1 rRNA gene is annotated in these 258 nt (G+C 47.3%); it reads right to left on the bottom strand.

Annotation, left to right across the window (positions count from 1 at the left end):
* Nucleotides 1–258: ribosomal RNA gene (locus ACYQ3S_RS15755) — 23S ribosomal RNA — on the bottom strand; the annotation flags it as partial.

Raw genomic sequence — 258 nt, 5'->3', positions numbered from 1 at the left:
TAGCCCCGTTACATTTTCTGCGCAAAACCACTCGACCAGTGAGCTATTACGCACTCTTTGAATGAGTGGCTGCTTCTAAGCCAACATCCTGGTTGTCTTCGCAGTTTCACATCATTTTCCACTTAGCGTTCATTTGGGACCTTAGCTGTAGATCTGGGCTGTTTCCCTTTTGACCACGAGACTTATCTCACGTAGTCTGACTGCTATTCATCAATTAGCCGGCATTCAGAGTTTGATAGGGTTCGGTAACCTCGCGGC

It is taken from the genome of Agathobaculum sp. TL06, assembly GCF_054658635.1.
The sequence above is the reverse complement of the archived record's forward strand: the minus strand, read 5'-3'. Positions and strand labels throughout refer to the sequence as shown.